This is a genomic window from Actinomycetospora rhizophila, from assembly GCF_042657905.1.
Lineage (GTDB): Bacteria > Actinomycetota > Actinomycetes > Mycobacteriales > Pseudonocardiaceae > Actinomycetospora > Actinomycetospora rhizophila.
In genome coordinates this window covers 125,702-148,739 of sequence record NZ_JBHSKG010000017.1, presented here as the reverse complement: position 1 = coordinate 148,739, position 23,038 = coordinate 125,702, and the positions used below count along the sequence as shown (strand labels likewise).

General features: G+C 76.1%; 25 protein-coding genes. 14 read left to right on the top strand and 11 right to left on the bottom strand.

Annotated elements, in window-relative coordinates:
• From ACFPK1_RS25960 to ACFPK1_RS25945, 4 genes are read left to right on the top strand one after another with little or no spacing between them, the layout of a single operon-like run.
• Entirely contained in the window at positions 1 to 1,200 is a 1,200-nt protein-coding gene (locus ACFPK1_RS25960; RefSeq protein ID WP_378023844.1) for a cytochrome P450, read from the top strand.
• The gene (locus ACFPK1_RS25955; protein ID WP_378023843.1) at positions 1,197 to 1,427 is read left to right on the top strand and encodes a ferredoxin; all 231 of its coding nucleotides are present in this window, start codon (positions 1,197 to 1,199) and stop codon (positions 1,425 to 1,427) included. The genes ACFPK1_RS25960 and ACFPK1_RS25955 overlap by 4 nt, the downstream gene beginning before the upstream one ends.
• Positions 1,428 to 1,448: 21 nt before the next feature.
• Positions 1,449 to 2,195, top strand: coding sequence for an SDR family oxidoreductase (locus tag ACFPK1_RS25950; RefSeq protein ID WP_378023842.1), 747 nt, complete (start codon positions 1,449 to 1,451; stop codon positions 2,193 to 2,195).
• A gap of 56 nt (positions 2,196 to 2,251) precedes the next feature.
• Positions 2,252 to 3,571, top strand: a complete 1,320-nt coding sequence (locus ACFPK1_RS25945) for an MFS transporter (RefSeq protein WP_378023841.1) — start codon at positions 2,252 to 2,254, stop codon at positions 3,569 to 3,571.
• Here the strand turns inward: ACFPK1_RS25945 and ACFPK1_RS25940 are convergent.
• Complete coding sequence (locus tag ACFPK1_RS25940) at positions 3,537 to 4,553, bottom strand: amidohydrolase family protein (protein ID WP_378023840.1); 1,017 nt, start codon at positions 4,551 to 4,553, stop codon at positions 3,537 to 3,539. The two genes, ACFPK1_RS25945 and ACFPK1_RS25940, sit on opposite strands and share 35 nt — an antisense overlap.
• 7 nt (positions 4,554 to 4,560) lie before the next feature.
• Positions 4,561 to 5,919, bottom strand: coding sequence for a metal-dependent hydrolase family protein (locus ACFPK1_RS25935; protein WP_378023839.1), 1,359 nt, complete (start codon positions 5,917 to 5,919; stop codon positions 4,561 to 4,563).
• Between the two features lie 131 nt (positions 5,920 to 6,050).
• Here ACFPK1_RS25935 and ACFPK1_RS25930 point away from each other — a divergent pair, with 131 nt between their 5' ends.
• Together ACFPK1_RS25930 and ACFPK1_RS25925 are read left to right on the top strand one after the other, a co-directional pair.
• Entirely contained in the window at positions 6,051 to 6,824 is a 774-nt protein-coding gene (locus ACFPK1_RS25930; RefSeq protein ID WP_378023838.1) for an SDR family NAD(P)-dependent oxidoreductase, read from the top strand.
• A gap of 18 nt (positions 6,825 to 6,842) precedes the next feature.
• On the top strand, positions 6,843 to 7,718 hold the full coding sequence (locus ACFPK1_RS25925; RefSeq protein WP_378023837.1) for a TrmB family transcriptional regulator: 876 nt from the start codon (positions 6,843 to 6,845) through the stop codon (positions 7,716 to 7,718).
• Between the two features lie 73 nt (positions 7,719 to 7,791).
• Here ACFPK1_RS25925 and ACFPK1_RS25920 read toward each other — a convergent pair whose 3' ends face one another.
• Genes ACFPK1_RS25920 through ACFPK1_RS25910 form a run of 3 tightly spaced genes read right to left on the bottom strand, consistent with a single transcriptional unit; the run spans position 7,792 to position 10,014 of the window.
• Positions 7,792 to 8,550, bottom strand: coding sequence for an SDR family NAD(P)-dependent oxidoreductase (locus ACFPK1_RS25920; RefSeq protein WP_378023836.1), 759 nt, complete (start codon positions 8,548 to 8,550; stop codon positions 7,792 to 7,794).
• Positions 8,550 to 9,320 (bottom strand): sugar phosphate isomerase/epimerase family protein, encoded by a 771-nt coding sequence (locus tag ACFPK1_RS25915; protein ID WP_378023835.1) that lies wholly within the window; start codon positions 9,318 to 9,320, stop codon positions 8,550 to 8,552. The genes ACFPK1_RS25920 and ACFPK1_RS25915 overlap by 1 nt, the downstream gene beginning before the upstream one ends.
• Complete coding sequence (locus ACFPK1_RS25910; RefSeq protein WP_378023834.1) at positions 9,313 to 10,014, bottom strand: ThuA domain-containing protein; 702 nt, start codon at positions 10,012 to 10,014, stop codon at positions 9,313 to 9,315. Before ACFPK1_RS25910 ends, ACFPK1_RS25915 begins: the two co-directional genes overlap by 8 nt.
• Before the next feature lie 103 nt (positions 10,015 to 10,117).
• Between ACFPK1_RS25910 and ACFPK1_RS25905 the strand changes: the two genes are divergently transcribed.
• Positions 10,118 to 11,635, top strand: coding sequence for an FAD-dependent oxidoreductase (locus ACFPK1_RS25905; RefSeq protein WP_378023833.1), 1,518 nt, complete (start codon positions 10,118 to 10,120; stop codon positions 11,633 to 11,635).
• A 125-nt stretch (positions 11,636 to 11,760) separates the two neighbouring features.
• Positions 11,761 to 12,084, top strand: a complete 324-nt coding sequence (locus ACFPK1_RS25900) for a hypothetical protein (protein ID WP_378023832.1) — start codon at positions 11,761 to 11,763, stop codon at positions 12,082 to 12,084.
• A 6-nt stretch (positions 12,085 to 12,090) separates the two neighbouring features.
• Here ACFPK1_RS25900 and ACFPK1_RS25895 read toward each other — a convergent pair whose 3' ends face one another.
• The gene (locus ACFPK1_RS25895) at positions 12,091 to 12,789 is read right to left on the bottom strand and encodes a TVP38/TMEM64 family protein (protein WP_378023831.1); all 699 of its coding nucleotides are present in this window, start codon (positions 12,787 to 12,789) and stop codon (positions 12,091 to 12,093) included.
• Positions 12,790 to 12,838: 49 nt separating this feature from the next.
• Positions 12,839 to 13,429, bottom strand: coding sequence for a putative glycolipid-binding domain-containing protein (locus tag ACFPK1_RS25890; protein WP_378023830.1), 591 nt, complete (start codon positions 13,427 to 13,429; stop codon positions 12,839 to 12,841).
• Between the two features lie 125 nt (positions 13,430 to 13,554).
• Here ACFPK1_RS25890 and ACFPK1_RS25885 point away from each other — a divergent pair, with 125 nt between their 5' ends.
• From ACFPK1_RS25885 to ACFPK1_RS25865, 5 genes are all read left to right on the top strand, one after another.
• Entirely contained in the window at positions 13,555 to 15,003 is a 1,449-nt protein-coding gene (locus tag ACFPK1_RS25885; RefSeq protein ID WP_378023829.1) for a DUF7847 domain-containing protein, read from the top strand.
• Positions 15,003 to 15,662: a DUF4129 domain-containing protein gene (locus tag ACFPK1_RS25880; RefSeq protein WP_378023828.1), complete on the top strand. Its 660-nt coding sequence runs from the start codon at positions 15,003 to 15,005 to the stop codon at positions 15,660 to 15,662. The genes ACFPK1_RS25885 and ACFPK1_RS25880 overlap by 1 nt, the downstream gene beginning before the upstream one ends.
• Positions 15,659 to 16,876, top strand: a complete 1,218-nt coding sequence (locus tag ACFPK1_RS25875; protein ID WP_378023827.1) for a DUF4350 domain-containing protein — start codon at positions 15,659 to 15,661, stop codon at positions 16,874 to 16,876. Before ACFPK1_RS25880 ends, ACFPK1_RS25875 begins: the two co-directional genes overlap by 4 nt.
• Before the next feature lie 64 nt (positions 16,877 to 16,940).
• Entirely contained in the window at positions 16,941 to 17,897 is a 957-nt protein-coding gene (locus ACFPK1_RS25870) for an AAA family ATPase (protein WP_378023861.1), read from the top strand.
• Positions 17,898 to 17,900: 3 nt separating this feature from the next.
• Positions 17,901 to 19,208, top strand: coding sequence for a DUF58 domain-containing protein (locus ACFPK1_RS25865; RefSeq protein ID WP_378023826.1), 1,308 nt, complete (start codon positions 17,901 to 17,903; stop codon positions 19,206 to 19,208).
• A gap of 1 nt (position 19,209) precedes the next feature.
• Here the strand turns inward: ACFPK1_RS25865 and ACFPK1_RS25860 are convergent, their stop codons facing one another.
• The 4 genes from ACFPK1_RS25860 to ACFPK1_RS25845 are packed head-to-tail and all read right to left on the bottom strand — an operon-like array spanning position 19,210 to position 21,935.
• Entirely contained in the window at positions 19,210 to 20,037 is an 828-nt protein-coding gene (locus ACFPK1_RS25860) for a class I SAM-dependent methyltransferase (protein ID WP_378023825.1), read from the bottom strand.
• A 13-nt stretch (positions 20,038 to 20,050) separates the two neighbouring features.
• Positions 20,051 to 20,479 (bottom strand): VOC family protein, encoded by a 429-nt coding sequence (locus ACFPK1_RS25855; RefSeq protein ID WP_378023824.1) that lies wholly within the window; start codon positions 20,477 to 20,479, stop codon positions 20,051 to 20,053.
• Positions 20,476 to 20,922, bottom strand: coding sequence for a helix-turn-helix domain-containing protein (locus ACFPK1_RS25850; RefSeq protein ID WP_378023823.1), 447 nt, complete (start codon positions 20,920 to 20,922; stop codon positions 20,476 to 20,478). The genes ACFPK1_RS25855 and ACFPK1_RS25850 overlap by 4 nt, the downstream gene beginning before the upstream one ends.
• A 5-nt stretch (positions 20,923 to 20,927) precedes the next feature.
• Positions 20,928 to 21,935 (bottom strand): stage II sporulation protein M, encoded by a 1,008-nt coding sequence (locus ACFPK1_RS25845; protein ID WP_378023822.1) that lies wholly within the window; start codon positions 21,933 to 21,935, stop codon positions 20,928 to 20,930.
• 76 nt (positions 21,936 to 22,011) lie between these two features.
• Here ACFPK1_RS25845 and ACFPK1_RS25840 point away from each other — a divergent pair, with 76 nt between their 5' ends.
• Positions 22,012 to 22,983, top strand: coding sequence for an RDD family protein (locus ACFPK1_RS25840; RefSeq protein ID WP_378023821.1), 972 nt, complete (start codon positions 22,012 to 22,014; stop codon positions 22,981 to 22,983).
• Positions 22,984 to 23,038 lie beyond the last annotated feature (55 nt).

The window sequence follows — 23,038 nt, the reverse complement described above, 5'->3', positions numbered from 1 at the left end:
GTGACCACAGCCGCCGCCGGGGAGTCGGTCGTCGTCACCCTGAGCACGTTCGCCGACGCCAAGGACGCCTACCGCAGCCGCGACCTGCGCCAGTCCCTCTACGACGAGGGCGAGGTCGTCATGGCGGACGTGCTGGTGAACCTGCACGGCACCGAGCACCGCGACCGGCGCCGCGTGGAGAACCGCATGTTCCGCCGGGAGGTGTTCGAGCGCTACGAGCGCGACCTCTTCCCGCAGGTCACGGCGGACACGCTGGCGCCCTACGTCGCGGCGGGCCGGGTGGACCTCGTGCACCTGGGGCACGAGCTGATGCTCAACCTCGCCGCGCTCACCGCCGGCATCGACCGGCCCGAGGGCACGGCCGCCGAGACGGCCCGGCTGCACGCGCACATGATGCGGTTCATCGAGGGGGCGACCCTGGCCCACGCCACCGGCGACAAGGCCGCGAAGGCCGCCGAGGTCGCCCGCGCGCTCGAGGACTGGGACGCGGAGTTCCTCGCCCCGTCGATCGCCCGGCGCCGCGAGATGCTCGATCGGGGGGAGGAGCTGCCGCGCGACGTGCTGGCCACCCTGCTGCGCCACGCCGACGAGCTCGACCTCCCGCACCACGTGGTCCGCCGCGAGGTCGCCTTCTACCTGCTCGCCGGCGCGCACACCAGCGCGACGGCCTTCGTGCGCACCGTCGACCACCTGCTCGGCTGGTTCGCCGCGCACCCCGAGCGCGCCGACGCGCACACCGACCCGCTGTTCGTGCAGCGCTGCGTGCACGAGACCGTGCGGCTCAACCCGTCGAGCCCGGTCGGGATGCGCCGGGCGCTCGCGCCGGTGCCCTTGCGCTCGGGCACGACGATCCCGGAGGGCGCCACCGTCGTGATCGACCTGCAGGCGGTGAACCGCGACGAGACGCTGTTCGGGCCCGACGCCGCCGCCTTCGACCCCGACCGCACGGTGCCGCCGGGCGTCGCCCCGTTCGGGCTGAGCTTCGCGGCCGGGATGCACGTCTGCATCGGGCAGGACCTCGCCGCCGGCGTGGTCGCCCGCGCCGACACCGACCCCGACTCCCACCTGTTCGGGCTCGTCACCGGGGCCGTCGCGCAGCTGTTCGCGGCCGGGGTCCGTCCCGACCCGGAGCACCCGCCGCAGCGCGACGCCTCCACCGCCCGCCCGTACTGGGGCACCTACCCGGTGCTGCTCGGATGACGTACCGCATCGAGGTCGACCAGGAGATCTGCGTCAGCTCGGGGCGGTGCGTCGCCGAGTACCCCGAGCGCTTCCGGTTCGACGACGAGGAGGTCGCCGAGGGCGTGCCCGGCGCGCCCCCGCTGCCCGACGACGCCACGCTGCGCCTGGCCCGCGCCTGCCCCTCGGGCGCGCTGCTGGTGTTCGATGCCCAGAGCGGCGACGAGATCGACATCTTCGGCACGTAGCAGGATGTAGCGGGAGGGCACGTGGACCTGGGGATCCGGGGACGGCGCGCGGCGGTGGCCGCGGGGACGGCGGGGCTGGGACGGGCGTGCGCGGCGGCGCTGGTCGCCGAGGGGGCCGACGTCACGATCTGCGGCTCCGACGCCGGGCGCGCCGAGGCGGCCGCGGCGGAGCTGGGCGCCGACTGGGTGGTCGCCGACCTGCGCGACCCCGAGGCCGCGGCGGGCTTCGTCGGCGAGGTCGAGGCGCGCCACGGCGGGCTCGACGTCCTCGTCGTCAACGGGCCCGGGCCGGGGCCGGGACGCGTGGCCGACACGGCGCTCGCCGACTACCAGGCCGCCCTGGACCGCAGCCTGCTCGCCGTGGTGGGGATGTGCCTGGCCGCCGTGCCGGGGATGCGCGCGCGGGGCTGGGGCCGGGTCGTCGCGATCACCTCGCTGGGCGTGCGCCAGCCGTATCCGAACCTCGCGCTCTCGAACACCGCGCGGGCCGGGGCGACGGGCTTCCTGCGCACGCTCGCCCGCGAGGTGGCCGGCGACGGGGTGACGGTCAACTCGGTGCTCCCGGGCCTGCACGACACCGACCGGGTGCGCTCGGTCTACGCCGACCCCGACGCGCGCGCCGCCGCCCTCGCCGGCGTGCCGGCCGGGCGGCTCGGCGACCCCGCGGAGTGCGCGGCGCTCGTCGCGTTCCTCTGCGGGCAGGGTGCGGGCTTCGTGACGGGCGCGGCGATCCCGGTGGACGGCGGCGCGTACCAGGCATTGCTCTGACGTCGTCAGCTCCCTAACGTCTAAGGCTCCGCCACGACGACGCCCGGGGAGCGCGCATGAGCACGGGATCGACCGCGGCCCCGGCCGTCGAGGACGCCACCACCCGGCGGGCGCTGCGGCGCCTGCTCGCGGGCGGGGTCATCGGCTCGCTCGTCGAGTTCTACGAGTTCTCGGTGTACGCCGTCCTCGCCACCACGCTCGCGGCGGTGTTCTTCCCGTCGGTCGCCCCGACGACGGCGCTGCTCTCGACGCTCGCGGTGTTCGCGGTCGCGTTCTTCGCCCGCCCGCTCGGCGGGTTCGTGTGGGGCGCGGTCGGCGACCGGATCGGGCGCAAGCGCACCCTGGCGCTGACGGTGCTGCTGATGTCGGCGGCCACGGCGCTCATGGGCGTGCTGCCCGGCTACGCGGCGATCGGGCTGGCCGCGCCGGCGCTGCTCGTGTTCCTGCGGTTCGTGCAGGGCGTCTCGGCCGGCGGCGAGATCTCCGGGGCGGTCTCGTTCGTCGCCGAGCACGCGCCGCAGAACCGCCGCGGCCTGTTCGTCGGGATGATCTCGGTCGGCGCGGTCGTGGGCACGCTGCTCGGCAGCCTGATCCCCGGCGTCCTGCTGCTGACCCTGTCCACCGAGCAGATGCAGGCGTGGGGCTGGCGGATCCCGCTGCTGGTGGCGCTGCCGCTCGGGCTGGTCGGGCTCTACATCCGCCAGAAGCTCGACGAGACGCCCTACTTCCTCGCGCTGCGCGAGGAGCGCAGCCGGGCCGCGAACCCGGTGCGCGCGGCGCTGGCCGGGCGCGAGCAGCGGCGCCTGCTGCTCATCGCGTTCTTCCTGGTCGCCGCGAACGCGTCATCGTTCTACATGATCGTCGGCTACCTCCCCAGCTTCGCGACCCGCAGCCTCGAGCTCTCCGGGCTGCAGGCCTTCGCGCCCTCGGTGATCGCGCTCGCCGCCTGCCTGGTCGCCGAGGTCGGCGGTGCCTGGCTGTCGGACCGCGTCGGGCGCCGCACGGTGCTGCTGACCAGCCTCGTCGGCCTGCTCGTGCTCGCGTACCCGAGCTTCCTGCTCATCACGTCGGGGACGTTCGGGCTGATCGCCTGCGGCCTGGTGCTGTTCGGGCTGCTGGCCGGCGCCTACGCCGCGGTGATCAACGCCGCCCTCGTCGAGCTCTTCCCGACCCGCGTGCGGGTGAGCGGCCACGGCATCACCTACAACCTGTCGGTGGCGCTGTTCGGCGGCTCCGCGCCCTACCTGCTGACGTGGCTCGGCGGCGTGACCGGCTCGACGATGGTCGGCGCGTACTACGTGATGATCCTGGCGGTGGTGTCACTGCCCGCCGTGCTCGCGCTCAGGGAGACGGCGCGCCGCCCGCTGCCGGGCTGATCCGCAGCAGGCGTTCCGCGTTGGCCGTCAGCGTCCGCGCCCACGGGCCGGTGGGGGTGTCGTCGGCGTCGGAGTCCCAGCCGGCGAAGTTGGTGCCGAACACCAGGTGGGCCGGGTCGGCGCGCTCGGCCAGCAGCGCGGCCGAGCCCTCGTCGTGCACGTGGACGTCGAACCAGAGCCGGCGGAACCACGGCCCGAACCCCTGCTCGCGCAACTCCTCGGACGCCCACGGCCGCTTGCGCGCCGCCCGCGCGAAGCGGCCGGCGAGGGACGCGGCGGCGCCGCCCCCGTGCGACAGGCACACGTCGAGGCCGGGGTGGCGCTCGAGCACGCCGCCGAAGACCAGCGCGGCGACCGCGAGCGTCTCGTCGTAGGCGAACCCGCACTGCAGGTCGAGGTCGAACCGGCGCAGCCGCGGGTCGGCGGGCGGGCCCTCCGGGCCGATCGGCGAGGGGTGCACGAACAGCGGGACGTCGAGGTCGACGACCGCCTCGTACAGCGGGTCGAGCGCCGGGTCGTCGAGGGTGCGCCCGGCCGGGTCGGTGTCGAGGTAGATCGCGCGCATGCCGAGGTCGCGCACCGCGCGGCGCGCCTCGGTGACGCTGTCGGCCACGTCCTGCACGGGCAGCTGGGCGGCCGCGAGCAGGCGGTCGGGGTGCTCGGCGACCAGCGCGGCGAGGCCGTCGTTGTGGCGGCGCGCGAAGGACACGGCGTCGTCGACGGGCAGGTCGCCGAAGTAGGTCAGCGGGTTGGGGGAGAGGAGCTGGCGCCCGATCCCGGCCGCGTCCATCGCCGCCAGGCGCAGGTCGACGTCCATGAACGGGCTGCCCTCGTAGCGCACGCCGTGCAGGACGTAGTCGCCGACGCGGTAGAACGGGCGCCCGTCGTCGGACGTCCCGAGCTCCGGGCCCGCCGCCCCGGCGGCGCCCTCCGAGGAGCGCAGGACCGCGTGGGCGTGCACGTCCAGCACGCCGTCCGGCACGCCCGCACTAGACATGCGACATGCGCTCGAGCTGCTCCTCGGTGAGCGCGAGCGATCGCGTCAGCGGGCACGCCGCGAGCATGCGGACCTGGTCGGACGCGCGCTGGCGGTGCTCCGGGATCGGCGTGGCCAGGTCGGTGCGGCGCCCCTCCTTGATCACCTCGACGATCCGCTCCCTGTCCTGCAGGACCTTCACGTCGCGCAGCGGGTCGCCGTCGACGACCAGGACGTCGCCGACCTTGCCGGTCTCGAGGGTGCCGACGCCGTCGGGGCCCTCCATGCGCATCGCGAACGCGCCGTTGCGGGTGGCGGCGACGATCGCCTCCATCGGCGACATGCCCATGTACTCGACGAACATCTCGAGCTCGCGGGCGTGCCACTCGCCGACCGGGGTGACCGCGAAGCCGGTCTCCGAGCCGGTGAGGAAGCGGACGCCGGCGGCGTGCGCCTTGGTGAGCTGCTTCGCCGTCACCTCGATCTCGGCGCGGAACACGTCGAGCAGCTCGGGCGCGGTGCCGATCTTCTCTCCGTAGTCGGCGAGGTTGCCCAGCAGCGTGAACGTCGGGCACATCGAGGCGCCCGCCTCGACGACGGCCTCGATCGCCTCGTCGTCGAGGTAGGAGGCGTGGTAGATCAGGTCGACCCCGGCCCGGGCGGCGTCACGGGTGGAGTCGGAGTTGCGGCAGTGGGCGACGACCTTGGTGTTGAGCTCGTGCGCGGTGTCGCAGACGGTGCGCAGCTCGTCGATGTTCCAGACCTTGACCTCGGGGCCCTTCATCGACGGGATCAGGCCGGTGACCATGATCTTGATCCAGTCGACGCCGTACTTGATCTGCCGGCGGATCTCGTTGACCATCACGTCCCGGCCGGTGACGACGGTGGCGTAGCCGGTGGTGCCCTCATCCTTGATCATCCGGCCGGCCGTGCCGCCCAGCATCGTCATGAGCGCCTGGCCGCCCGCGCGCATCCGCGGGCCCTCGACGATGCCGGCCTCGATGGCGTCGCGGAGCTCGCAGCCGATGTTCCAGAGGCAGTCGGCGTCGAGGACGCTGGTGACCCCGGCGCGCAGCACCTTGCGCGCGTTGTAGGCCGAGAGCATCGAGCTGTAGGCCTCGGTGCGGTGGTTGAACAGCTCGTCGTTGCCGGTCGGCTCGCCGAAGGTGAGGTGGGTGTGGGCGTCGATGAGGCCCGGCATGACGGTGCGCCCGGTCGCGTCGACCCGCTCGGTGCCCGTGTCCGCGCCCGCCGCGGCGTCCGCGCCGAGGGCCGCGATGCGCCCGTCGCGCACCAGGACGTCCTCGCCGGGCCGCGCCGGCGCGCCGGTGCCGTCGACGACCGTGCCGCCGTGGATCAGGATGCTGGCCATCTCCCGCGCCTCCCCGGAGGTTCGCCGTCATGGTGCTGACGACTATCGGTGCCGTGCGTCTCAGTCTCGCACAGCGGTGAACCCGCGCGAGGTGATGGACGAGACCGATCAGCGGCATTAGCGTCGTTACCGTGACGACGACGTGGGCAGTGATCACCGGGGCCGGCCGGGGGATCGGGGCCGTCCTGGCCCGACACGCGGCGAAGGAGGGCTTCCGCGTCGCCGCGTGGGACCTCGACGGCGAGGCCGTCCGCGCCGTCGCCGCGGAGATCGGCGAGGAGTGCGTGCCGCTCGCCGTGGACGTCACCGACGAGAGCTCGGTGCGCGCGGCGGTGGGCGAGCTCCCCGCGGCCCCGTCGCTCGTGGTCAACAACGCCGGGATCGTGCGCTTCGGCCCGCTGCTCGAGCTGGCGGCCGCCGACTGGCGCGCCGCGCTCGACGTCAACCTCACCGGCACGTTCCTCGTCGCGCGCACCGCCGCCGAGCGGATGATCGCGGAGTCGGTGGGCGGGTCCGTCGTCAACATCTCCTCGATCAACGGGCTGGCCGCGGCGCCCGGGGCCGGGGCGTACACGTCGTCGAAGGCCGGCGTGGTGATGCTCACCGAGCACATGGCCCTGGAGTGGGGTGCCCACGGCATCCGCGTCAACGCCGTCGCGCCCGGGCTCATCGACGCCGGGATGTCGGACGCCATCTACGCCGACCCCGAGGTGCGGCGCCTGCGCTCGGGGCGCGTGCCGCTGGGCCGCCTGGGCACCGCGCAGGACGTCGCCGAGACCGTGCTCTTCCTCGGCTCGGAGAAGGCGGCCTACATCACCGGCCAGACGCTCGCGGTCGACGGCGGCATCACGCGCGGCGCGCTCAACGCGATGCCCCGCGCGCGCTCCGACGCCGCCGGCGACTGACCTGGGACCATGGGCGCCATGTCGCAGCAGAGCGTCATCGACGAGCTCGGCCGTCTCGGGATGTCGGGCTACGAGGCGAAGGCCTACGTCGCCCTCGTGGCGGCCGGGACGCCGCTGAACGGGTACGAGGTCGCGAAGCGGTCGGGCGTCCCGCGCAGCACCGTCTACGAGACCCTCGGCAAGCTCGTGGGGCGGGGCGCCGCGTACGAGGTGCACACCGGCGAGTCCAGCGTGGGCTACCTGTCGCTGCCGCCGGCGTCGCTGCTCGAGCGGATGCGCCGCGAGTTCGACGCGTCGATGGACGCGCTGGGCACCGAGCTGCCCCGGCTCGCCGCGCCGCCCCAGGTGCGCATCGTCCACAACCTCACCGACCGCGACTCCCTGCTCGCGCGCGCCGAGGACGTCGTGGGCGCGGCCCGCAACGACCTGTTCCTCTCGGGCTGGCCCGCCGAGCTCGCTCCGCTCAAGGCCGCGGCCCGGCGCGCGGAGAACGAGGGCGTCGACGTCTCGGTGGTCAGCTTCGGCGAGGACGACGAGCCGGTCGGCACCACCACCGTGCACCGGTTCTCGAGTCCCGACGTGGCGCTGGAGAACCTGGGCTGCCGGCTGATGGTGGTCGCCGCCGACCGCGAGCAGGCGGTGATCGGCGGCGTGGTGGAGGACGACGCCTGGGGCGTGTTCACCGACGACCCCGCCGTCGTGCTGGTGGCGGTCGAGTACGTGCGCCACGACATCGCCATGCACCTCATCGCCGAGAAGCTCGCGCCCGAGGACTTCGAGACGTTCTGGGCGAACGACCCGGCGATCCAGCGCCTGCGCGCCGACCACGGCATCCCGGCGGCGCTGCTCCAGCTCGGCGGCCGCGGGGCGCCCGCCCGCCGGCGCCGCCGGTAGGAGGCGCTGCGCGCACGTGAGTGATATGGGTCGCCAGGGCGACCCCACATCACTCACGTGGGCCGCAGGCCCCTCACGCCTGGGTGACGCCCAGGCCCAGGCCGCCGTCGACGGTGAGCACGTTGCCGGTGACCCACTCCGCGCCGAGCAGGTACTCGACGGCCTCGGCGACCTCGTCGGTGGTGCCCGGCCGGCCCAGGGCGTGCGCCGGGCCGAGGGACTGCATGCGCTCGGCGGCCGTGGCGTCGTCGAAGAGGCCCGCCCGCTGGTTGATCTCGGTGAGCACGCCGCCCGGGCGCACGCAGCTCACCCGGACGCCCTGCGGGCCCAGCTCGGCGGCGAGCACCCCGGTCAGCGTCTCCAGCGCGCCCTTGGTGGCGGCGTAGGGCGACGCCCCGGGGAAGGCGCGCTGGGTGTGCACCGACCCGAAGAACACCACCGCGCCCCGCGACGCGACGAGGTGGGGGAGCGCGAGCCCGGTGAGCAGCATCGGCGCGACGGTGTTGGAGGCGAAGACGTCGTGCAGGCCCTGCTCGGTGAGCTCCGCGAGCGGGCCCCGGTACATGTTGCCCGCCGCGTGGACGACGCCGTCGAGCCCGCCGCCGTGCTCGACGGCGGCGTCGACCATCGCGCGCCGGTCGGCGTCGACGGTGACGTCACCCGCGACCGGTCGCGCGCCCGACCGCTGCGCCACCGCGGCGATCTTCTCGGCCCGGCGCCCGGTCAGGGTGACCCGCGCGCCGGCGGCGGCCAGGCGCGTCACCACGGTCTCGCCGATGCCCGACCCCCCTCCGGTGACGAGCACGGACATGCCGGCGATCGGTCGGGCCATCAGGGGGTTCCTCCTCGGAAGGGGTGCGCGGCCCGCCGCAGCATCAGCGCGCGCTCCAGGGGTGCCGTGCTCGCCGCCAGCCGGTCCGACTGGACCTCGACCGCCAGCGGGACGTCCGGGGGCAGGGCGGCGACGAAGGCGTGCAGGTCCAGCCCGCCCTCGCCGGGCGGGACGCGGTCGTGGCGGGCCTCCCGGACGAGCGCATCGAGATCGTCCGGCGTGGTGGCCGGGTCGGCGACGTCGGTGAGCTGCGCGTACCCGGTCAGGGCCGGGTCGGCGGGGCGGGCGGGGTCGTCGCCGGCGCGGTGCAGGTGCAGCGGGTCGAGGAGCACGGTGACGCCGGCGGCCCGCGCGACCCGTTCGGCGGCGGCGCGACTCCGGACGCCGGTGAACCGCATCGGCTCGAGGGCGACGCGGGTGGGCGCGCCGTCCAGCAGGGACGCCAGCTCGGCGACCCGCGCGGTGGTGACGTCCTCGTCGGGCTCGTCGGAGACGGTGAGCAGGAAGCGGGCGCCGAGGTCGGCGGCGGTCTCCGCGAGGGCGCGGTCGTGGTCGGTGAGGGGGCCGGCGCCGAGCCGGACGACCTCGACGTCGAGCAGGTCCACGGGGTGCCGTGCGAGGGCGCGGGCGACGGCGTCGCGCTGGGCGCGGGGGTCGGCGAGGCGGACCCCGGCCAGGTCGTAGCCGCTCGCGGCCGCGCAGGCGACGACCTCGGCGGGCCCGAGGTCGAGCACGCAGCCGGCCGACAGCGACAGCGGGTGCTCAGGCACCGTCGTCCGATCGCAGCGCCCACCGCGCCGCCCGCGTGACGATCTCCCGGTGCTCGGGCACGGCGTACGACGGCGGGTGGTGCCCGAGGGCGTCGTAGACGACGCGCCCGCCGCCGTGCTCGCGGGCCCACAGCAGCGGCATGACGCGCCCGTCGGGGCCGGGCTGAGGCGCGGCGAGCTGCGGGTCGAGGTCGCCGGCGAGCTCCATGTCGCCGTACACCTCGTCGACCAGCGAGAACCCGTCGACGCCGTGGACCAGCGCGCCGTCGCCGACCACCGACACCTCGATCTCGGGGCCCAGCGGCGGGTGCTGCGAGTGTCCCCAGACCCAGCGGGCGCCGAGCGCGTCCGCCCATCCCGGCCAGTCGTCGAAGCACAGGGCGGCGGTGTGCATCGCGAGCACGCCGCGCCCGGCGGCGAGGTGCTCGGCGAACGCGGCGCGCGCGGCCGGCGAGGGGCTCGCGCCCTCCGCGCCGGCCTGCTCGCGGTAGCGGTCGGGGACGCCGGGCCCGGTCATCGTCCAGCGCAGCGCGTTGACGACGAACAGGTCGGCGCCGGGCAGGGCGAGGAACGCCCCGTCGACCTCCTCGTGGACCTCCGTGTCGACCCCGAGCGGGGCCAATAGATCCGCCAGGCAGGCGGTCGTGGCGGGGAAGTCGTGCGTCAGACCGCCGGACAGCACCACAGCACGCACGAGGGGTCTCCCGTCGTCGGGACCTTAACGACTAAGCGGTGTGACTCTACGAGCCCGGCGCTCGCCGCGAACAGTGCGCTCCGCGCGATTACTGTCGGCGCTCGTGTCCGGACCCCGCCGCCTCCACCAGCACGTCCCCGCCCGCCCCGACCTCCCGCAGCGCGTCGGGCCGGACGCCACGGCGGTGGTCGTCGGCGGCGGCATCGCCGGGGTGAGCGCCGCGCTGGTGCTCGCCGAGCGCGGCGTGCGGGTCGAGCTGCTCGAGGCGGCCCCCCACCTCGGCGGGCGCCTGGGCACGTGGGACCGGCAGCTGGCCGACGGCTCCGAGGTGGTCGTGGAGCACGGGTACCACGGCTTCTTCCGGCAGTACTACACGCTGCGCGACATCCTGCGCCGTCTCGACCCCGACCTCGGCTTCCTGCGCGACGTCGGCGGCTACCCGATCGCGAGCCGCCCGTCGGTCGGCTGGGAGTCCGAGGACTTCACCGCGCTGCCCCGCACACCGCTGCTCAACCTCGTCGCGCTCGTGCTGCGCAGCCCCAGCTTCAAGCTGCGCGAGCTGCGCCACGTCGACCCCGACGAGGCGCTGGCGATGCTGCGCTACGACCCGGTCCGCACCTACGCCGAGCACGACCACCGCACGGCCGCCGAGCTGCTCGACGGCCTGGGCTTCTCCGACCGCGGGCGCGCGATGCTCTTCGAGGTCTTCGCGCACTCGTTCTTCAACCTCGAGCAGCGCTACTCGGCGGCCGAGTTCCTGGCCATGTGCCACTTCTACTTCACCGCCAACCCCGAGGGCCTCGGCATGGACGCCCCGGTCGAGGACTACCGCACGGCGCTGTGGGAGCCGTTCACCCGCCTGCTGGAGAAGCACGGGGCGAGCGTCACGACGGGCGCGCGGGCGGTGTCGCTGCGCCCCGACGGCGCGCGGGGCTGGGCGGTCGAGGTCGAGCGCGAGCCCGCCCGGCACGCCCGCCACCTCGTGGTGGCCACCGACGTCCCGGCCACCCGCGACCTCGTCGCCGCCTCGCCGGAGCTGGTCGCGGCCGCGCCGGGCCTCGCGCGCCGGATCTCCGCGCTGCCCAGCGGCGAGCCCTACGTGGTGGCGCGCCTGTTCTGCGGGGGCGACGTCGACCCCGGCCGGGCGGTGTTCACCGGCGTCACCCGCGAGCGCGTCCTCGACTCGGTGACGCTGTTCCACCGGCTCGAGGGCGGGTCGGCGCGCTGGGCCGGGCCCGGGCGCTCGGTGGTGGAGCTGCACTCCTACGCGTGCCCACCCGGGGTCCCGCTCGACGAGCTGGTGGCCGCGATGCGCGAGGAGCTCGCGGCGCTGTGGCCCGAGGCCGCCGACCTGCGGGTGCTCGACGTCGACGCGCACCGCTACACCAACGCGCCGGGCTTCGACCCCGGCTACCACCTGGTGCGCCCCGGCGTCCTCACCGACGCGCGCGGGCTGCGCCTGGCCGGCGACTGGGTGGCCAGCGACGTGCCGTCGGCGCTGATGGAGCGGGCGGCGGTCACCGCGGTCACCGCCGCCAACGACGTCCTGCGCGAGGAGGGCGTCGCGCCCGAACCGATGCGCTCGATCCGGCCCCGCGGGGTGCTCGCGCCCCGTACGTGAGCGAACTTCGGGGCTATAGCACCCGAGATCGCTCACATGGGCCGAGCACGGCGAGGGGGACGGCGACGCGATACCGTCTGCGCGCCGCCGGCGGAGGACCGGTGGGAGACCCGGGAGGACCTGCAGTGGCGAACCGACGGACGGCCAGGGGCACGGCGGCGCTGGTGGGCGTCCTGCTCGCCGCGGGCGTGGCCCTGAGCGCCTGCGTGTTCCCCGCCGAGCCCGCTCCGGGGTCGCCCTCGAGCCCCAACGACTACTCGACCGAGGGCTTCCCGCCGCCCGGTCCCGCCCCGCAGCCCGGCGTCATCACGCCCGACCCGCTCGCGCCGATCGCCCCGTCGAACGCGCCGCGCCCCGAGGAGGGCCCGCAGCCGACCGAGGGCCCGCGGACCAGCGTCGGCGAGGCGCCGGAGACGGCCAACGAGCCCGCGCCGCCGCCCGGGAGCTGAGGGCCCTCAGGCCTCGTCCGGCTCCGCTCGTTCGTCCGGGGCTCGTTCGTTCGGGGCCGGCGCGACCGGGGTGCGCGCACAGAGCGCCACGCCGATCCCCCCGAGCGTGCCGCTGACCGCGAAGACCGCGAGCAGGCTCGGTGACAGCGAGCCCGTCACCGCGTCGCCGAACAGCACCACCGCCGAGGTGCCGGGCACCAGCCCGATCGCGGTGCCGGCGAGGTAGTGCCGCCACCGCACGCTCGTCACCCCGAACGTGTAGTTCAGCGGGGCGAACGGGATGAACGGCACGAAGCGCGCCGAGATCACCGCGAGCAGGCCGCGGGAACTCAGCCGTTCCTCGAGCATCCGCACCCGGCCGGGCCCGAGGCGGCGCACGGCCCGCCCGCCGAGACGCCGCGAGATCGCGAACCCCGCCGCGGCCGACACCACGCTCGCCACGAGGCACAGCGCCATCCCCAGCCACGGCCCGAACAGCAGCCCGGCGGACAGCGAGAACGCCGTGCGGGGGATCGGCGCCGTCGTCGCCAGCGTGTGCACCAGCAGGAACGTCAGCGGCGCCCACGTCCCGAGGGCGGCGACCCGGTCGCGCAGCTCGAGCGGCGTGGGCACCGGGACGGTGAGGGCGACGGCGACCAGCGCCAGCAGCACGGCGGCCAGCAGGACCCACCGGGTGGGCCCGGAGGGCAGACGCAGCGGGGCCACGGTCGCGCGCGCTCCTGTCGTCCTGCTGCGGGTGTCTCGTCGACGGTACTCAGGCCACGCGGGTGAACAGGCCCTGATACGCGATGACCATGCCCACCGGGTCGACGGTGACGCCGAACTCGCCGTAGGTCGGGTCGGCGTAGGTGTAGGTCGCGAGCCCGCGGGCGTCGTCGGGCCCGCGCCGGTAGACCTGGCGCACGCGGTGCACCGCGAGCGAGGGCACGTCGAGCCACGCCACGTCGATGGCCGCCTCGCCGCCGACCGGGAGGTCGAGGCGGCGGACCGGCAGCGTGTTCGTCAGCGGGGAGGCCGAGACGTCGACGTCGGTGCAGCCCCGCAGGTCGGGCCAGGGCCGGCCGTCGAGGGACCACTCACCGCGCGGGTCGACCTCGAGGGTGACGCGCTCGAGCCCGTCGTCGGCGAGCACCTCGACGAACACCGTGCGGGTGAGCCAGGTCCGGTCGGCGATCACCGAGTAGCGCAGCGACCACGTGCCGGCGTCGTCGCGCATGACCGCGGAGCCGTCGAGCAGGTGGGCGCCGTCGGGGTGGGTCGCGTCGGGGGTGTAGTCGGAGAGGGCGCCGTGCGCCAGGCCGTCGGAGACGTCCAGCCGTCGCCACATCGCGGAGTGCAGGGGCACCGGAGGATCGTGGCAGACACACGGTGGCGTCCGTTCACGCGTGCCGCGCGCGCCCGCGTGGCACGATCACCGCGTCATCTCCTCCGGCGCGGGGAGTCACCGCGCGGAGAGGGGAGCGTGCCCTGGTGAGTGGTCCGTCGTCGTCCGACCCCCCGCCCGAGTCGTCGGGTTCCTCGGGCTCGTCCGGCTCGTCCGGCTCGTCGGGCGCGTCCGCCGAGAACGGCGAGAACGGCGAGCCCACCCCGCCGCGCGGCACGCCCGGCCCGGCCGCGGTCCCGGCCTGGGACCCGGGCGGCGGCGACCAGCCGACGACCGCCGGCCCCACCGGCGGGGTGCCCGGCGGCGAGCCGGGCGGGCCGGCGGGCTGGGGGCAGCCCGCGTACGGCCAGCAGCCGGGGTACGGCCAGCAGCCGGGGTACGGCCAGGGCTACGGCCAGCAGCCCGGGTACGGCCAGCAGCCCGGGTACGGGCAACAGCCCGGGTACGGCCCGCAGCCCGGATACGGGCAACAGCCCGGGTACGGCCAACAGGCCGGGTACGGCCAGCAGCCCGGCTACGGCCAGCAGCCCGGGTACGGCCAGCCCGCCGGTCAGCCCGGCTTCGGTCAGCCAGGGTTCGGCGGGATGCCGCCGCGCGCCCCGAAGCCCGGCATCGTGCCGCTGCGCCCGTTGGGGCTCGGCGAGATTCTCGACGGCGCGCTCGGCTACATCCGCGCGCACCCGAAGATCGTGCTGGGCTGGTCGGCGGTCGTGGCGGTGATCAGCACGCTGGCCCAGCTCGTGGTGACCCTGCTGGTCCCGACGGCCTCGCCGGCGTCGCTGGGCGCCTCGCCGGACCTCTCCCGGGTCACCGGCCAGCTCGCCGGGACGGGCGCGTCGTCGTTCGTCGGCGGGATCGTCACGCTCATCGCGACGTCGGTGCTGACGGGCATCCTCATGGTGGTCATCAGCCGCTCGGTGCTCGGCGCGCCGGTCGACGCGGGCGAGACCTGGCGCGCCGCGCAGCCGCGGATCCTGGGGGTCATCGGGCTCTCGCTGCTCATCGCCCTCATCGCCATCGGCATCCTGCTCGTGGGGGCGATCCCGGGGCTCCTGCTGCTGCTCGTCGACCCCACGCTCGGCGGGGTCGTCATCGGCGTCGGGGTGCTCGCCGCCGTGGTGGTCCTGATCTGGGTCGGGGTCTCGCTCTCCCTGGCCGCGCCCGCCTACGTCCTCGAGGGCGTCGGGGTCACCGAGGCGCTGCGCCGCTCGTGGTTCCTGGTCAAGGGCCGGTGGTGGCCGGTGCTCGGCATCCAGCTGCTCGGCGCGATCATCGCCGCGTTCGTGGCCTTCGTGATCACCATCCCGTTCGGGATCGTCGGCGGCGTCGCGACGTTCAGCGCCGGCGGCGGCCTGTCCGGGGCCTCCACCGCGCCGCTCGGCGTGCTGCTGGCGACGTCGCTGGGGTCGATCATCGCGGCCACGCTCACCACGCCGTTCCAGTCCGGGGTCACCGGCCTGCTGTACGTCGACCAGCGCATGCGCCGCGAGGGCTTCGACATCGAGCTGCAGCGGGCCGCGGTCGGGCCGCGCTGATGGATCCGGCGGTCCCGGTGCCGCCCGGAGCGCAGGCCCCGGCGGCCGTGCCGATCGACATCGGCGCCGACCCCGCCCGCGAGCTGGCCCGCGAGGAGCTCTCCGGGCGGATCTACCAGGAGGCCGCGCCCGATCCGGTGCAGGAGGTCCTGCGCTGGATCGCCCGGCGCCTCGAGGACCTGCTGCGCGCCGCCTCCGGGATCTCGCCCGGCGGCGGGTGGGGGCTGCTCGTGCTGCTGGTGCTGCTGGTCGTCGTGATCGTCGTCGTACGCCGCCGGTTCGGGCCGATCGCCCGCACGGCGGCGGCCCCCGGCGCGGTGCTGGGCGACACCGAGCGCACCGCCGACGAGCACCGCCGCCTCGCCGACGGCCACGCGAGGGCCGGCGCCTTCGACGACGCGGTGCGCGAGCGGATGCGCGCGATCGTCCGGTCGCTCGAGGAGCGCACGATCCTCGAGCCCCGCCGCGGCCGCACCGCGGGCGACGCCGCCCGCGAGGGCGGGCGCGCACTGCCCGCCGTCGCCGACGGCCTGCTCGAGGCCGCCCGCCGGTTCGACGAGACGGTGTACGGGGGACGGCGCGCCGACGCCGACGCGGACGCCCGCCTGCGCAAGATCGACGCCGCCGTGTCGGCCACCCGCGCGGTGGGCGCCGCGTGATCAACGGGGACTTCCGGCGCGTAGAAGCAGCGAACAGCGCGTTCGCTGCGGAAGGCGGGCCGGCAGGGGCGCGCCGGCGACGCGCCTGGCGCGGGCCGGTGCTGATCGGCGCGCTCGTGCTCGGCGCCGCGCTGATCGTGGCCGTCCTCTCCGCCGCCCCGCGGATCGGCGACCTCAGCCCCGAGGGTGCCTCACCCGAGGGCGCGCGGGCGCTCGCGCAGCTGCTCGGGGACCAGGGCGTCACCGTCCGGGCCGTCGACGACCTCGACCCGGCGACCGCCGCGCCGGGCCGCACGGTGCTCGTCGCCTTCCCCGAGCGGATGAGCACCCGCCAGCGCGACGCCCTCGCCGCGTCCGGCGCCGACGTCGTGCTCGTGCGCCCCGACGAGCGCTCGCTGGCCGCGCTCGCCCCGGGCGTGCGGACCGAGCTCATCGAGCTGCCCGGGCCCACCGAGCCCGCGTGCGCGCTGCCCGCCGCGGTGCGCGCCGGGCCCGTCGACCTCGCCGGCGCGGCGTACAGCGTCGCTCCCGGGGTCGCGGCGCAGCGCTGCTACCCCACGGACGGCCAGACCGGGGCGTCGTCGCTGGTCAGCGTGTCCGAGCGCGGGCGCACGGTGATGGTCGTCGGCGACGCGACCCCCTTCACCAACGACGCCCTCGACGAGCGGGGCAACGCCGCGCTGGCGCTCAACCTGCTCGGCGCCCACCCCGAGGTGCTCTGGTACCTGCCGGTCCCACCGCCCGCGGAGCCCGGCCAGGAGCGCAGCACCTCCGAGCTCCTGCCCGCCGGCTGGATCTGGGGACCCGTGCAGCTGCTGATCGCCGGGCTCGCCGTGGCGCTGTGGCGGGGCCGGCGGCTCGGCCCCGTCGTCACCGAGGACCTCCCCGTCGTCGTGCCCGCCGGCGAGACCGTCCGCGGCCGGGCGCGGCTCTACCGGCGGGCCGGCGCCCGCGACCGGGCCGCGGCGTCGCTGCGGGCCGAGGCGGTCCGGGAGCTCGCCGCCCGCCTCGGGGTGCCGCGCAGCGGGGGCACCGCCGCGGTGGTCGACGCCGTGGTCGCGCGCACCGGGCGGCCGGTGGCCGAGGTCGGGGCACTCCTCGACGGCCCGGTGCCACCCGGCGACCCGGCGCTGGTGGCGCTGGCCGGCGACCTCGACGGGCTGCGCCGCGCCGTGCGGGACACGGCCGCCGACGGCCGGGCCGGGTCCGCATGATCGGATGGCGCACGTGACCAGCAGCGAGGGCACCGACACCACGGTGGTGACGACCGACGCCGGCGTGGGCGGCGACGAGGCCCGCGAGGCCCTGCTCGCCCTGCGCCGCGAGGTCGCCAAGGCCGTCGTCGGGCACGACGCCGCGGTGACGGGGCTGGTCATCGCGCTGCTCAGCCGCCGCCACGTGCTCCTCGAGGGCGTCCCGGGCGTCGCGAAGACGCTGCTCGTGCGGGCGGTCGCCGCGGCCCTGTCGCTCGAGGACCGCCGGGTGCAGTTCACCCCCGACCTCATGCCCGGCGACGTCACCGGCTCGCTGGTCTACGACTCGCGCAGCGCCGAGTTCTCGTTCCGCCCGGGCCCCGTGTTCACCAACCTGCTGCTCGCCGACGAGATCAACCGCACCCCGCCGAAGACCCAGGCCTCGCTGCTGGAGGCCATGGAGGAGTTCCAGGTCTCGGTGGACGGCGTGCCGCGCCCGCTGCCGGACCCCTTCGTGGTGGCGGCCACCCAGAACCCCGTCGAGTACGAGGGCACCTACCCGCTGCCCGAGGCGCAGCTCGACCGGTTCCTGCTCAAGCTCGTGCTGCCCCTACCCCCGCGCGATGACGAGATCCGGATGCTGGGCCGGCACGCCGAGGGCTTCGACCCCCGCGACCTCGCCGGTGCCGGCGTCCGACCCGTGGCCGGGCCCGAGCACCTGCGCGCCGCGCGGGCGGCGGTGGCGCGGGTGACCGCGCGCCCCGAGCTCCTCGCCTACGTCGTGGACCTGTGCCGCGCGACGCGGTCGTCGCCGTCGCTGCGCCTCGGGGTGTCCCCGCGCGGGGCGACGGCGCTGCTGCTCGCCGCCCGCTGCTGGGCGTGGCTCTCGGGCCGCGAGTACGTGACCCCGGACGACGTGCAGGCCCTCGCGCTGCCGGTGCTGCGCCACCGGGTCGCCGTGCGCGCCGAGGCCGAGCTCGAGGGCGTGACCGCCGACGGCGTGGTGTCCGGGGTGCTCGGCGCGGTGCCGGTGCCGCGCTAGGCCATGGCCGTCACCGGGCGCTTCGCGCTGCTCGTCGCGCTGGGCGCGCTGGTCGTCGGCCTGCTGTGGCCGTCGGGGACCGGGGTGCTCGTCGTGTCCGGGGTGCTGGCGCTCACCGCGGTCGCCGACGCGCTGGCCGCGGTGCCGGTGGGGACCCTGCGCCTCGACCGCGAGCAGGACCCCGACGCCGTGACGACGCTGCGCCTCGGCACGTCGCTCGCGGTGGCGCTGCGCGTGGCCAACCCGGCGCGGCGGCGCGCGGTCGTCCTGCTGCGCGACGCGTGGGAGCCCTCGGCCGGCGCGACGCCGTCCCGCCACCGGCTGGTCGTGCCGGCGGGGGAGCGGCGCCGGGTCGTCACCACGCTGACCCCGACCCGCCGGGGCGACCGTGACGCCGTGCGGGTGACGGTGCGCTCGCTCGGGCCGCTCGGGATCGGCGCCCGCCAGGGACGGCGGGTCGTGCCGGCTCGGGTGCGGGTGCTGCCGGCCTTCGGCTCGCGGCGCCACCTGCCCTCGCGCCTGGCGCGGCTGCGCGAGCTCGACGGGCGCCGCGCGGTCCAGGTCCGGGGGCAGGGCACCGAGTTCGACTCCCTGCGCGAGTACGTCGCCGGCGACGACGTCCGCTCCATCGACTGGCGCGCCTCGGCGCGCTCGCACGACCTCGTCGTCCGGACCTGGCGCCCGGAGCGCGACCGCCACGTGCTCGTCGTCATCGACACCGGGCGCAGCGCCGCGGGCCGGGTCGGCGACGCACCCCGGCTGGACGCGGCCCTCGACACCGCCCTGCTGCTCGCCGCCCTCGCCTCGCGCGGCGGCGACCGCGTCGACCTGCTCGCCCTCGACCGCGAGGTCCGCGCCTCCGTGCTCGGGGCCACCGAGCGCGACCTGCTGCCCGCGCTCGTGACCGCCATGGCGCCGCTGGAACCGCGCCTGGTCGAGACCGACATGCGCCTGCTCGCCGCCGCGGCGCTGGCGCGGGCGGGGCGCCGCAGCCTCGTCGTGCTCGTCACCGGGCTCGAGGAGGCGGCGATCACCGAGGGCCTCGACCCGGTGCTGGGCGCGCTGCTGCGCCGGCACACCCTGCTGCTCGCCGCCGTCGCCGACCCGGAGCTCGCGACGATGGCCGCCGGTCGCGGGGACGCCGAGGCCGTCTACACCGCCGCCGCGGCCGGCGCCGCCCGTGACGCCCGCCGCCGGACCGCCGAACGCCTCGCCCGCCGCGGGGTGGAGATCGTCGACGCCGCGCCCGACGACCTGCCCCCGGCCGTCGCCGACCGCTACCTCGCGCTCAAGGCGGCGGGCCGGCTCTGACTCAGGTCTCCGCGGCGAGGAGCCAGACCGCGGCGGTGAAGCGGATCCGCCCGTCGGCGCGGAACTCGTCGAACGCGGGCCGGAGGTGCTCGACGACGCGGGCCCGGGTCGCCGCGTCCTCGCCCGCCAGCGCGCGCCCGACGGGGCCCATGACGCCGACGTAGTCGTCGAGATCGCGCTCGGCGAACCCGCACGCGACGTCGACGGGCTCGGCGCTCACCGTCGACCAGCCCGCCCCGCGGAGCAGGTCCCGGGCGTGGTCGGGGTCGGCGAGGGCGAACGGGCCGGGGACGCCGGCCACGAACGGCGGCACGTCGAGCAGGGGCGCCGCGGCCTCCCCGGCGCGGGTCATGAACGGGTTCTCGGCGGGCGGGCGCCAGACGACCGCCCGCAGCGCGCCGCCGCGGCGGGTGGCGGCGCGCAGGTTCGCGAAGGCGGCCACCGGGTCGTCGAAGAACATGACCCCGAACCTCGACGCGATCACGTCCGCCCCGCCGGGGGCGAACCGGTGGCGGGCGGCGTCGGCGACCACGAACTCGACCGCCGCGTCCCCGGCCCGCGTCCGGGCGAGCTCGACCATCGGTGCGGAGAGGTCGACGCCGACGCAGCGGGCGGCCGGGCCGAGGCGGCGCGCGAGCGCCAGGGTCGTCGCCCCGGTCCCGCAGCCGACGTCGACGACCGTCGGCGAGCTCCCGGCCACGGCCGCCAGCCGGTCGACGAGCAGCTCCTCCACCCCCGCGTACGTCTCGTCGAGGAGGGGCTGCAGGCGCACCCAGGCGTCGCCGCCGGTGCCGTTCCAGGCCGCGGTCTGCTCCTCCTGCGTGCTCACGGCCGACAGCGTGTCAGCTGAAGTCCTCCGGGCTGAAGGCGCGCGGCTCGACGAGGACCAGCCAGTTGCCGGAGATGTCGCGCATGACGGCCTCGACGCCGTACGGGCGCTCCGAGGGCTCCTGGGTGAACGCGACGCCGAGCTCGCTGAGGCGCTCGTACTCGGCGCGGCAGTCGTCGGTCGTCAGCCCGAAGCCGCCCATGGTGCCGCTGGCCAGCGCGCGGCGGACGGCGCCGGCCATCTCCTCGTTCAGCGGCGGGCCGGGCACCATCAGGGTCACCTCGAGCTCGGGCTGCCGCGGGTGCTTGACCGTCACCCAGCGGAAGCCCTCGCCCATCTGCACGTCGGTGCCCTCCACGAACCCCATCACGTCGCAGTAGAACTTCTTCGCGTCGTCCTGGTCGGTGACGTAGAGCGTGACCAGCGAGATGTTGGTGATCATGCGGAGGATTCTCCTCGCGCGGGGTCACCCCTCGGCTTCTCCGGGATTGCTCGGTCCGACAACCCGTGCATCATCACGAAGCACCCCGGGATGCGCGGCGGGCCCGTGCGCGCCCAGCGCGCCTGGTACTCCGAGGGGCTGGCGCCCACGAGCCGGCGGAACCGCGTCGAGAACGAGCCGAGGCCCGAGTACCCGACGAGCCAGCACACCTCGGTGACGGTGAGGTTGGTGGCGCGCAGCAGGTCCTGGGCGCGCTCCACCCGGCGCTCGGTGAGGTAGGCGTGCGGGGTGCGGCCGTAGGTGCGGGCGAAGCAGCGCAGGAAGTGGTACTTCGACAGGCCGGCGGTCGCGGCGAGGGCGTCGAGGTCGAGCGGCTCGGCGTAGTGACGGTCGATGCGGTCGCGGGCGCGGCGCAGCCCGACGAGCAGGTCGTCGGGGACCACGGTGCTCACCCCGCGGCCGGGAGGGCGGCGCCGCGCCGGTCGGCGGCGAGGTCGGCGAGCGCCGGGGCGGTGGCCCCGTGCCGCCGGACGAGCACGGCGCCCCAGAGCACGTAGGCGACGAAGCCCAGCTCGGCGAGCACGCCGATGCCGATGCGGGCCCAGGTCGGCAGGCCGGAGGGCGTCACGAACGCCTCGATCACCCCGGAGATCGCGAGCAGGGCCGCGACGCCGAGCGCCATGCCGACGGTGGTGCGCCCCTGGCGCGCGAGCGACTCGGTCCGCGACAGCGGCCCCGGGTCGATCCACGACCAGCCCAGCCGCAGCCCCGCCCCGGCGGCGACGAACAGGGCGGTGAGCTCGAGCAGCCCGTGCGGGGTGATCAGCCCGAAGAACAGGTCGGCCCGGCCGTTGGCGGCGAGGATCCCGCCCGAGACCCCGATGTTGACGACGTTCTGGAGCATCACCCACAGCACCGGGAGGATCAGCACGCCGGTGACCAGGCAGATCGCCGCGATCCAGGCGTTGTTGGTCCACACCCGCGCCGCGAACGACGACGCCGGGTCGGAGCTGTAATAGGACGCGAAGTCCTCCTCGACGAGCCGGCGGGTCTCCTCCGGCGGGAGCAGCGCGGCCTGGACGTCGGGGGAGCGGGCGACCCACACCCCGACCGCCAGCATGACGAGCGAGCACACCGTCAGCGTGGTCAGCCACCACCGCCACGACGCCGCGAGCGACACCGCGAAGCCGACCCCGGCGAAGCGGGTGAGGTCGCGCCACGAGGCCGTGGTCGACCCGGTGATCGCGGTACGGGCGCGCGCCACGAGCGTCGAGAGGCGGGCCACCAGCGCCGGGTCGGGCGAGGTGGAGCGCACGACCGAGAGGTGGGTGGCCGTGCGCTCGTAGAGCGCGACCGCTTCGTCGACCTCGGCTCCCGTCCACCGGCGGCGGTCGAGCAGGTCCGCGAGGCGGTCCCACTCGGGCCGGTGCGCGGCCACGTAGGCGTCGACGTCCACAATCGCCGATCCTCCCACTGATCCTCCCGCCGATCCTTTTCGACGGGACCCCGACAGGCGCTGGCACGATGGCGCCGTGGACCGGGTGGTGATCGGCGAGGCCGTCGAGCTGGACGTGCGCACCGCCCGCCTGCCCAGCCGGGCGCTCGGGATCGGGCTCGACATCCTGATCATGGTCGCGCTGCTCGTCGGGGTGCTGCTGGTGATCGAGCTGGCCGGCGCCGAGGTCGACGACGCGCTGACCGCGGCGGTGGGCCTGGCGATCGTCGTCGGGGTGTTCGTCGGCTACCCGCTGCTGTGGGAGACGCTGACCCGCGGGCGCTCGCCGGGAAAGTACGCGATGGGCCTGCGGGTGGTGCGCACCGACGGCGGGCCGATCGTCTTCCGCCACGCCCTGGCCCGCGCGCTCGCCGGGTTCATCGTCGACTTCGGGCTGCTCTCGTTCTTCACCGGCGTGATCGGGATCGTCGTCTCGGCGAGCACCGCCCGCGGCCAGCGCATCGGCGACCTGCTGGCCGGCACGATCGTCGTCCGCGAGCGCCTGCCCCGCACCGGGCTGCCCGGCCTCCCGCCGCCCGATCCCCGGCTCGCCGCGTGGGCCCAGCGCTGCGAGCTCGCCGACCTCCCCGACGACCTGGCCCTCGCCGCCCGCCAGTTCCTCGTGCGCGCCGCCCAGCTCGCCCCGCCGATGCGCGATCGGCTCGGCGGCCGGCTCGCCGCCGACGTGGCCGCCCGCGTCGCGCCGCCCCCGCCGCCCGGGACGCCCCCGGAGGCCTACCTGCTTGCGGTGCTGGGAGAGCGCCGACGCCGCGAGACCGCCCGGCTCGGCGGGTCGCCGTGGGCCGGGGCCCCCGCGCCCTCGTCCGGCGTCGCGCCGGCCACCGGCTCGGCGCCGCCCTCCGGCCCTGCCCCGGCGCCGCCGTCGCCGTGGGCGGGCGCGGCCGCGGGCGCGACGCCCCCGTCGCGGTGGGCCCCCGACGCCCCGTCGGACGCCTCGACCCCGTCGAGCTCGCCGGGAAAGTCCTCGGGCTTCGCGCCGCCGGGGTGAGGAGTCGACCCGTGTCCTCGGGACACGGGTCGGGGGAGCGGGAGACCGCTCCGGA

Coding starts and splice junctions, on each gene's coding strand:
- ACFPK1_RS25935 (WP_378023839.1), bottom strand. CDS start 5,919: ATGGCCAGCATCCTGATCCACGGCGGCACGGTCGTCGACGGCACCGGC.
- ACFPK1_RS25880 (WP_378023828.1), top strand. CDS start 15,003: ATGGATCCGGCGGTCCCGGTGCCGCCCGGAGCGCAGGCCCCGGCGGCC.
- ACFPK1_RS25955 (WP_378023843.1), top strand. CDS start 1,197: ATGACGTACCGCATCGAGGTCGACCAGGAGATCTGCGTCAGCTCGGGG.
- ACFPK1_RS25925 (WP_378023837.1), top strand. CDS start 6,843: ATGTCGCAGCAGAGCGTCATCGACGAGCTCGGCCGTCTCGGGATGTCG.
- ACFPK1_RS25855 (WP_378023824.1), bottom strand. CDS start 20,479: ATGATCACCAACATCTCGCTGGTCACGCTCTACGTCACCGACCAGGAC.
- ACFPK1_RS25945 (WP_378023841.1), top strand. CDS start 2,252: ATGAGCACGGGATCGACCGCGGCCCCGGCCGTCGAGGACGCCACCACC.
- ACFPK1_RS25865 (WP_378023826.1), top strand. CDS start 17,901: ATGGCCGTCACCGGGCGCTTCGCGCTGCTCGTCGCGCTGGGCGCGCTG.
- ACFPK1_RS25920 (WP_378023836.1), bottom strand. CDS start 8,550: ATGGCCCGACCGATCGCCGGCATGTCCGTGCTCGTCACCGGAGGGGGG.